At 42.8% G+C, this 9,600-nt stretch carries 8 protein-coding genes and 1 tRNA gene; 6 read left to right on the top strand and 3 right to left on the bottom strand.

The features are described 5' to 3' along the window. Window positions 1-232 precede the first annotated feature (232 nt). From ACEYW6_RS30290 to ACEYW6_RS30280, 3 genes are all read left to right on the top strand, one after another. A tRNA-Asp gene (locus ACEYW6_RS30290) sits at window positions 233-306 on the top strand. A 156-nt stretch (window positions 307-462) separates the two neighbouring features. Continuing rightward, a complete protein-coding gene (gene gltX / locus ACEYW6_RS30285) occupies window positions 463-1,908 on the top strand; it encodes a glutamate--tRNA ligase (RefSeq protein WP_412982686.1) in 1,446 nt (481 codons plus the stop codon). Window positions 1,909-2,131: 223 nt separating this feature from the next. After that, window positions 2,132-2,626 (top strand): hypothetical protein, encoded by a 495-nt coding sequence (locus ACEYW6_RS30280; RefSeq protein ID WP_196512255.1) that lies wholly within the window; start codon window positions 2,132-2,134, stop codon window positions 2,624-2,626. Here ACEYW6_RS30280 and ACEYW6_RS30275 read toward each other — a convergent pair. After that, window positions 2,610-2,858 (bottom strand): hypothetical protein, encoded by a 249-nt coding sequence (locus ACEYW6_RS30275; RefSeq protein ID WP_412982685.1) that lies wholly within the window; start codon window positions 2,856-2,858, stop codon window positions 2,610-2,612. The two genes, ACEYW6_RS30280 and ACEYW6_RS30275, sit on opposite strands and share 17 nt — an antisense overlap. Before the next feature lie 158 nt (window positions 2,859-3,016). On the opposite strand from ACEYW6_RS30275, the gene ftsH2 reads away from it, so the two are divergent. Continuing rightward, on the top strand, window positions 3,017-4,903 hold the full coding sequence (gene ftsH2 / locus ACEYW6_RS30270; RefSeq protein WP_412982684.1) for an ATP-dependent zinc metalloprotease FtsH2: 1,887 nt from the start codon (window positions 3,017-3,019) through the stop codon (window positions 4,901-4,903). Window positions 4,904-5,237: 334 nt separating this feature from the next. Here the strand turns inward: ftsH2 and ACEYW6_RS30265 are convergent, their stop codons facing one another. Then, window positions 5,238-5,438 (bottom strand): hypothetical protein, encoded by a 201-nt coding sequence (locus tag ACEYW6_RS30265; protein ID WP_412982683.1) that lies wholly within the window; start codon window positions 5,436-5,438, stop codon window positions 5,238-5,240. A 131-nt stretch (window positions 5,439-5,569) separates the two neighbouring features. Between ACEYW6_RS30265 and ACEYW6_RS30260 the strand changes: the two genes are divergently transcribed. Then, a complete protein-coding gene (locus ACEYW6_RS30260) occupies window positions 5,570-6,115 on the top strand; it encodes a hypothetical protein (protein WP_412982682.1) in 546 nt (181 codons plus the stop codon). Between the two features lie 302 nt (window positions 6,116-6,417). Here ACEYW6_RS30260 and ACEYW6_RS30255 read toward each other — a convergent pair whose 3' ends face one another. After that, window positions 6,418-7,728 carry an aminopeptidase P N-terminal domain-containing protein gene (locus ACEYW6_RS30255; protein ID WP_412982681.1) on the bottom strand — a complete coding sequence of 437 codons (1,311 nt, stop codon included), beginning with the start codon at window positions 7,726-7,728 and terminating at the stop codon, window positions 6,418-6,420. Between the two features lie 586 nt (window positions 7,729-8,314). Here ACEYW6_RS30255 and ACEYW6_RS30250 point away from each other — a divergent pair. Then, window positions 8,315-9,538 (top strand): FG-GAP repeat domain-containing protein, encoded by a 1,224-nt coding sequence (locus ACEYW6_RS30250; RefSeq protein WP_412982680.1) that lies wholly within the window; start codon window positions 8,315-8,317, stop codon window positions 9,536-9,538. The last annotated feature ends 62 nt before the right edge of the window (window positions 9,539-9,600 follow it).

Genomic DNA, 9,600 nt, shown 5'->3' with positions numbered 1-9,600 from the left:
TGCTGGAATTCAGGTATATTAGTCATTTTGGCAGTTTTTGACTCTTCTTTTTTCAGGCTTTGTGAGAAATCCGGGTACAGCATCTGGAATCACAGCCACAGGTTGTATTATCAGGGTTTTAACGAAAAATTCGCACCTTGGAGAGACGGGACAAAAATAATTCCGAATTTCCAACTCCAAAACACTTGACAAGTAGAAAAAAAATAGTGATAATAGCAAAGTTGCCAAACAAGGGACTGTAGTTCAATTGGTTAGAGCACCGCCCTGTCACGGCGGAAGTTGCGGGTTCGAGCCCCGTCAGTCCCGTTCTAAGTTTATGAGTAGTGAATCACCGAAGTTCAGTTCGGTGATTTTTAGTTTTTAATTCCCCAAAGGCATTAACTCCCCCAAAGGCATTAACTCAGAATTCAAGGTTTGAATATAAGCTACATTTATCATGCTTTGCAAAAGAGAGAATTAACTGTGACTGTTAGAGTCCGTATTGCGCCGAGTCCAACCGGAAATTTACATATTGGTACAGCTAGAACGGCTGTATTTAACTGGTTATTTGCCCGCCACCACGGAGGGAAGTTTATACTACGAATAGAAGACACAGATTTAGAGCGATCGCGTCCCGAATACACCAACAATATTCTTGAAGGATTGCGCTGGCTAGGTCTTAACTGGGATGAAGGGCCATTTTTCCAATCACAACGCCTGGATCTTTATAAAGAAGCAGTGCAAAAGCTACTAGATCAAGGATTAGCCTATCGCTGCTACACCACTTCTGAAGAACTAGAGGCGCTAAGAGAAGCCCAAAAAGCTAGGGGCGAAGCTCCCCGCTATGACAACCGTCACCGCAACCTCACCCCAGAACAACGCGCCGCATTTGAAGCAGAAGGTCGCTCCTCTGTGATTCGCTTCAAAATCGAAGATGGGCGGGAAATTGTCTGGAATGACCTAGTAAGAGGAAAAATGTCTTGGCGAGGTAGCGATTTAGGTGGTGATATGGTCATCGCCCGCGCCTCAGAAGAAGGAAGCGGTCAACCTTTATATAACTTTGTCGTTGTAGTGGATGACATCGATATGCAAATCACCCATGTTATCCGGGGCGAAGACCACATCGCCAACACTGCCAAGCAAATTCTGCTATATGAAGCAATGGGTGCAAAAATTCCAGAGTTTGCCCACACGCCGCTAATTTTGAACATGGAAGGGCGCAAGCTTTCTAAGCGTGATGGAGTTACTTCCATTTGTGACTTTCAGCAAATGGGCTTTACTGCTGAAGGCTTGGTAAATTACATGACATTGCTGGGTTGGTCGCCACCAGACTCGACGCAAGAAATATTTACCTTAGAAACAGCAGCCAAAGAATTTGGCTTTGAGCGTGTAAATAAAGCGGGTGCAAAGTTTGACTGGGCAAAACTCGATTGGTTGAACAGTCAGTATATCCACAATACCCCAGTAGATAAACTCACAGATTTACTCATCCCCTATTGGCAAGGAGCTGGGTATAAATTTGATGGTGGAAGAGATCGCCCCTGGCTAGAGCAGCTAGTAACTTTAATTAGCCAGAGTTTGACTCGTTTAGTAGATGCAGTACCTCAAAGCCAACTGTTTTTTAGCGACACAGTTGAATTTAGCGACGAAGGTAGTACACAACTGAAGCAAGAAGGTTCTACTGCTGTCCTTGAAGGGATTGTCACAGCTTTAGAAAATCAGCCGCAACTTTCGGAAGCCGCCGCCCAGGACATTATCAAACAAGTGGTGAAAGAGCAAAAAGTCAAAAAAGGTTTGGTAATGCGATCGCTCCGAGCAGCCTTAACTGGAGATGTTCATGGCCCCGACTTGATCCAATCTTGGTTACTACTAAATCAGATTGGTTTAGATAAGTCGCGCTTGAATAGGGCAATAACGGAAGCTAATTAGCTATTACTTCCAGATTTTAGAAATATTTTAGACTTTAGGGGCGCACAAACGTGCGCCCCTATCCATAAGGTAGAGCAACTATAAGAACAAAAAATCATTGACTAATTACTAATGAATTATCCCCAATTGCAAATCTAAAATAGGTAGTCAATTCTCCTCACATTGGGAACTTGGTGTGTAAAATTCATGTCTTCAAAAACACTTAGAAGCGAACGTAATTACAATGCCAACAAAAGCGCTCAATAGAGGGATGAGATTATCGTTCATGATAGTTACGCTCTTCATCACATCGGCAGTTAATGCTGCGGTTGATGCTCAGGAAGCGCCAACGATATTTGGAGATGTCACCATTGGTCCTCAGTTTTCCCCAGACCCCTTGACAGTTCGCGGGATGAGTGGTGGTTCAATATCTGGGAGTCAAGTAGCCGGGAGGAGCGAAACAGTCACTGGTACTTGCACTGGATTTGTTGATGAAACACCAGACCACACATTAGCGCTAACAAGTAAATTTGACTACCTGAAGCTACAAGTGCAAAGTCCTGAGGACACCACCATAATTGTCAAGGGGCCCGGTGGTAGTTGGTGCAATGACGATGTTGACGGCAAAAATGCCGGTATTGTTGGTGAATGGCTGGCTGGAAGTTACCAAATTTGGGTTGGTTCCTACGAAAAAGGCAAGTATCTCCCTTACACTTTACAAATTACAGAAGTGAAGTAGGGTATTGGGCATGGATTATTTTTTCCTCCCCGGCTCCCTCGTGTCCCTCATCTCCCACTCTCCCTAAATCTACATCTACAATCTTCCCCACAATGATGATTGAGAGAGGCTGGAACGGCACGAGGAGCATTGTGGAGAAATTATCTGTGGTTTTGTATCCCGTTGCGCTCCCTTTTCTCGTGCGATATTGTATTAAAATTAAGTTAACTTTGATTAAGATTCTTGTTGGCATCGCCATAATGCCCTAATTGCCTTATGACAGTGCATGTAAGAAATCAAATTAAACAAAATGGATTTATAGACATCCGTTTAACAGCTTAAAGCAACAGAGTGAGAAACATTCGGTTGCTAAGGCTGATGAGTTGTATAGCCATCTAAAGGCAAATTAACATGAAATTCTCTTGGAAAGTCCTAGTACTCTGGACATTGCCGGCTTTGGTAATTGGCTTTTTCTTCTGGCAAGGGGCCTTTGCAGGCGCTCCTACTGACATGAGTAAGAATGCAGCCAATACCCGCATGACTTATGGTCGCTTTCTAGAATACTTGGATGGCGATCGCGTCAGCAGTGTGGATCTGTACGAAGGCGGTAGGACAGCAATTATAGAAGCCCGCGATCCAGACATCGAAAATCGCGTCCAAAGATGGCGGGTAGATTTGCCTGTTAATGCTCCTGAGTTAATTAGCAAGCTCAAAGAAAAAGCCATTAGTTTTGATGCTCACCCAATGCGGAATGATGGTGCAATTTGGGGCTTGTTGGGCAATCTCGTGTTTCCAGTTTTATTGATTACCGGGCTGTTCTTTTTGTTCCGGCGTTCTAGCAACCTCCCCGGCGGGCCAGGTCAAGCGATGAACTTCGGCAAATCCAAAGCGCGTTTCCAAATGGAGGCAAAAACCGGGGTCAAATTTGACGACGTAGCCGGGATTGAAGAAGCTAAAGAAGAATTGCAAGAAGTCGTCACCTTCCTGAAGCAGCCAGAAAGATTTACCGCTGTAGGCGCACGGATTCCCAAGGGAGTACTGTTAGTTGGGCCTCCTGGAACTGGTAAAACTTTACTAGCAAAAGCGATCGCTGGTGAAGCAGGCGTACCTTTCTTCAGTATTTCCGGTTCAGAATTTGTGGAAATGTTCGTTGGTGTGGGTGCATCCCGCGTCCGCGATTTGTTCAAGAAAGCCAAAGACAACGCCCCCTGTATCATCTTCATCGATGAAATCGACGCAGTTGGACGGCAACGGGGCGCTGGTATCGGCGGCGGTAACGATGAGAGAGAGCAAACCCTCAACCAGTTGCTCACCGAAATGGACGGGTTTGAAGGTAACACAGGCATTATTATTATTGCTGCCACCAACCGTCCCGACGTACTAGACTCAGCCTTGTTGCGTCCCGGTCGCTTTGACCGCCAAGTAACAGTCGATGCCCCCGATATCAAAGGGCGTTTGGAAATCTTGCAAGTCCATGCGCGGAACAAGAAACTAGACACTAGCGTATCTTTAGATGCGATCGCTCGCCGCACTCCTGGATTTACCGGTGCTGACTTAGCCAACTTACTCAACGAAGCAGCAATTCTGACTGCTAGAAGACGCAAAGAAGGTATTACTCTCCGCGAAATTGATGATGCGGTGGATCGGGTAGTTGCTGGGATGGAAGGTACTCCTTTGGTGGATAGCAAGAGCAAGCGCTTAATTGCATACCATGAAATTGGACACGCCTTAGTAGGAACTTTGTTAAAAGACCACGATCCAGTGCAAAAAGTTACCTTAATCCCACGGGGACAAGCACAGGGTTTAACTTGGTTTACTCCCAACGAAGAACAAGGGTTAATTTCTCGTTCTCAGTTGAAAGCCAGGATTACTGGTGCTTTGGGCGGTCGTGCTGCTGAGGAAGTAATTTTTGGGGCTGCGGAAGTCACAACTGGCGCTGGTGGAGACTTGCAACAGTTATCGGGAATGGCGCGGCAGATGGTGACTCGTTTCGGGATGTCCGACTTAGGGCCACTTTCATTGGAAAGCCAGCAGGGTGAAGTGTTTTTGGGTCGTGACTGGACAACTCGATCTGAGTATTCCGAATCTATTGCCTCTCGCATTGATGGACAAGTGCGAGCGATCGTGGAAGAATGCTACGAAAACGCCAAGAAAATTGTGCGTGACCATCGCACTGTCACCGATCGCTTAGTCGATTTGCTCATCGAAAAAGAAACCATTGACGGCGAAGAATTTCGTCAGATTGTGGCTGAGTACGCTGAGGTACCTGAAAAGCAGCAGTACGTACCACAGATATAATAAGTAATTTTTTCTGGGCTAATGCCTGGGAATGAGCAAAAGAACAAAAAATAAAATGAGGATAGTTAACACTATCCTCATTTTTTTATTGCACAGTTATTCTTGAAACTACACTTAGCCAAAAACTGCTGTCTCAACATTTTTAAGTGCTTACTAATTGAGAAACTACAGTAACTTCTGCTTGTGTAGTTCTATTTATAAAGTAGATGAGTCCCAAATCAATTTATTCGCTGGTAGTGATAAAGGAACTTCTGCTGATTGAATATTGCGTATTTTTGTGTATAATAATCTACTTTAAATGCTTCAAAAATTCTATCTTTGCCTGTACACATTTTCAGGAACAGCGATGTTGGTAATGTAGCTGTTGTTTATAAGTTATACTGAAGCTGAATTTTGGTACTACGAGCATTTGCACTACTCGAAACTGCGATCGCAAAATCTTCGACCCTTCTACCAGTGCTTTACTGTCGATTAGTAGCAAATTTAGCCAATGAAGAGCGATCTGACTCATGTCAGTAGTTAGTTCATCATTCATAATTTATGAATAATTGCTAGTAGACAGCAAAATTTGAATTATGGAGATTGTACGGCTTTAAGAGAAAAGCCTGAAATTGGAACAATGAATTTTGTAGATAAAACTATAAACGTGTTTTTACCTCAAAAATTATGAAGAGTAAAGATAAATTATTGACTATTTTTACTACAACGCTTGCCCTTTCTTCTTTGACAGTCGGGACAGTGCTAGCACAGACAAAACTGACCAATCAATCTAAATTGTTTACCAATGGCATTGGACAGGTGCGAGTTGGAATGACTGTTTCTCAAGCGAAGAAAGCTGCTGGTACTCGGCTAGTTGGCGATCCACTTAATAATAATTGCTACTACGTGAAGCCGGAATGGGAACCGAAGAATCTTGGGTTTATGGTGACAGAAGGTCGCATTTCTAGGGTAGATGTGTGGAGAGATAGTAAAATTACTACCTTAAAAGGTGCAAAAATCGGCGATACCGAAGCGCAAATCAAGTCTCTTTACCCAGGACAAATTCAAGTCACACCTCATAAATACGTTCAAGGCGGACACTACCTAACATTTATCCCGAAAGACCGTGCTGATCAGAAATATCGTGTGGTATTCGAGACTGATGGGAAGCGTGTTACTCAGTTTCGGTCAGGTAAACTGCCGGAAGTTGAATTTGTTGAAGGCTGTTCTTGATCTGAGATATCATCAAACTCACTTGCGTAGCTTGTCGCCGTAAGTATCGCTACACTTTACTACCAAGATGATACTATGCAGTTAAGTTTAACCAGCAACAAGGAAATATGATCAATGAAATTGATAGTGTAGTTACAACAGGGACAGATTGGAAATTTCTCAAACTTTGTGAGAATACCATCTTTATCGATAAGAACGATTACTTTATTAAAGAAATAGATAAAATCTTAGGAATTCTGACAACGAATCTGATAGCTTGTCCGCAATTTTAGTTTGGGGATGGTGTGTACCATCCCCATTTTTTATCGTTCCACTTCATCCACTGCTTTGGGAACTCCCACAGTTAACACCTCATGTCCATTAGGTGTAACTAACACATCATCCTCAATCCGAATACCAATACCAATCCATCGAGGATCAGTCTCTGGTTGGTCTTCTGCTAGTTTAGTGTCAGGCACAATATATAGTCCTGGTTCCACTGTCAGAATTTGACCTGGTTGCAAAATCTGTGGTTTGTCTTCACCCTGCTGGTAAACACCCACATCATGAACATCCAAACCTAACCAATGACTGGTGCGGTGCATATAATATGGCTTATATTTTTCTTCTTCAATTAACTTGTCAATTTCACCTTTGAGAATGCCAAGCTCAACTAAACCTTCGGTGAGGACACGCACTGCTGTATCGTGAACTAATTTGAAGGGATTACCTGGTTGCACTTGAGCGATCGCTTGTTTTTGCGCTTCTAAAACAATTTCATACAACGTCTTTTGTTCGGGCGTAAATTTACCCCCAACAGGAAATGTCCGCGTAATATCGGAGTTGTAATAACCGTATGCACAACCGGCATCAATTAGCAGTAATTCTCCATCCTGCATTTGACGATTATTTTCAATGTAGTGCAGTACGCAAGCATTCACACCGGAAGCCACAATTGAAGGATAAGCTGGCCCCATTCCACCCCGGACTCGAAAGATGCGTTCCATCTCCGCTTGAATTTCATACTCATAACGTCCGGGTACAGCGATTTCTTGGGCGTAATTGTGTGCTTCAGTTGCGATCGCAACTGCTTGACGCATCAACCCCAACTCAGCTTCACTTTTGATCAATCTCATGCTGTTGAGGACAGGGCCAGTATCTTCAATAGCGATCGGCCCAGTACCGCGTTTAGGATAAGTCCGCAGTAAACTTTGGTAATGTCCCAGGATTTGGTCATTAAAAGTGCGATCGCGTCCTAAGTGATAGTAAATGCGGCTGGCTTTTTCCAAATACTGCGGCAACTTTTCATCTAACTCGCTAATGGGGTAAGCTTCATCAGCACCATAAATTTCCTTCGCTGCATCTACCCCAGAAAGATAACCAGTCCATACTTCCTTTTCCCGATCCTTCGGTTGCACAAACAGCACAAACCGATGTTCTGAATGATGTGGCGCTAACACTGCAACTGCCTGTGGTTCATTAAAACCAGTCAGGTAGAAGAAATCACTGTCTTGGCGATAAACATACTCGACATCGTTGTGCATCACTGCCATTGGTGCACTGCGAAAAATGGCTGTGCCATCACCAATTTTTGCCATTAACTGCTCACGACGCTGCCGATATTCTGCTTGCATAGCTGATGTATGTATTAAAGTATTGTGTTATTTTACACTTCTGGCAACTAGAAGATGCACAAATAATGCTTCTCGGTAGTTACTAATCTAAGTTATTCTAGCCAATATTTGTTTCTACTAAATTCATAAATTCTTAGAGAATAATCAATTATCTTGAAAAACTTAGAGCCTTGAATTCTTTGATATTCGGGCATCTGAGCTTTTAATCAATAATTTAGGCTTCCTATACAAACCACTATGTAATCACATCAAGATTACATAGACTAAATATTTTTATGTAACCCAATAACTGTTAGATAAATGCGTATATTTTAATTCAAAATATAAAAAAAGTAAAAGCTAACATATTTTGTCTATAAATCATCATTTACATAAAAAGCAAAAATATTTTGTAATTGCTTATATAGAAACGAAAATTCCATGATAATCGTTTAAAACAAACAGATATTTATCTTCAAAGAATAACATTAATAAAGAAAAAATAGTTATAAAGAAATATTGAAAAGTTGGCAAATGTTATTTGGTTACAGAAAAAGATGGCCAAAAAAAGTTAAAAAAAGATGACAACCAATCATAAAACTACACCATGTTTGGAACTCAAAATACTTCAAAATCTTTGAATTCACAATGGGCAGAAACTACCCAAAAAATACAAGTATTAACATCTCCTCTTAATACTTTAACTACTCTAAGTTCTGATTCACTTCTGGGAAGTAAGAGTTCCTCACAATCCCAACAATCTGCGGTGGTGTCAGCAAATCCCAATCCTAACCCTTACTTAACCAGTGCGGCGATTGTTCCTGACTTCAATGCTGATGGCAAAACGGATAAACTTTGGGTTAATACCCAAACTGGTGAAATTATCGTTCGCCTGATGGATGGGACAAGAGTTATCGAACAAGGTTCCCTGGGCCAATTTGACCTAGCCGCCTATGATTACAAAATTGGCGAATTCAACAATGATGGCAAAACCGACTTTTTATTACGCAATAAGACAACCGGTGAGAATAGCATTGTCCTGATGGATGGTACAAGAGTTGCTAATGCGGCTTCTCTAACTAGCGTTGACCCAGCCTGGACTTCTCAGATTGGCGATTTCAACGGCGATCGCAAAACCGATATCTTCTGGCATAATGCTCAAACTGGTGAGAATGCTATTTGGGAAATGGATGGCACAACAGTTGTCACTGCAACTGTTCTAGACACTACAGACCCAGCACTAACTGCTACCATTGTTGATTTCGACGGCAATGGCAAGAGTGACATCTTCTGGCGCAATCAGACAACAGGTGATAACAGCGTTTGGTTCATGGATGGTACGCAAAAGAGTGAGTTTGCGTTGCAATCACAAGATGCATCCTGGACTTATAGCGTTGGCGATTTCAACGGTGATTTAAGCACAGACCTGCTGTGGAGAAACGCTCAAACAGGTGAGAACAAGATTTGGACAATGAGAGGCATCTTAGTTACAGAGGGTGCTTTGGGAACACTTGACTCATCTTGGACTTCCAAAATTGGTGATTTCAACGGTGATGGCAAGACCGATATCTTCTGGCGCAATGGAACCACAGGTGCGAACACTGCTTGGTTGATGGATGGTACAACAGTTGCTACTGAAGCTTTCTTACCAGCTAATAACGCGGCCTTGACACCATCTCTTGGCGATTATAACGGCGACGGTAAGACCGACATCTACTGGCGTGATCAGACAACATTTGCAGATAACATTTGGACTGTAAATGAGACAACAGCAGTTGAAACTCCTATCAGCGAAGCAGACAAGCTTGGTCCAGAGTGGTATACGTTCTAAAAGCTAGAGTTAGGAGTTAGGAGATTAGAAGTTAGAAGTTAGAAATCTTCCACTGCTTCTCC

The sequence above is a fragment of the Nostoc sp. UIC 10607 genome (assembly GCF_047228265.1).
GTDB classification, from domain to species: domain Bacteria; phylum Cyanobacteriota; class Cyanobacteriia; order Cyanobacteriales; family Nostocaceae; genus Nostoc; species Nostoc foliaceum_A.
The sequence above is the reverse complement of the archived record's forward strand: the minus strand, read 5'-3'. Positions and strand labels throughout refer to the sequence as shown.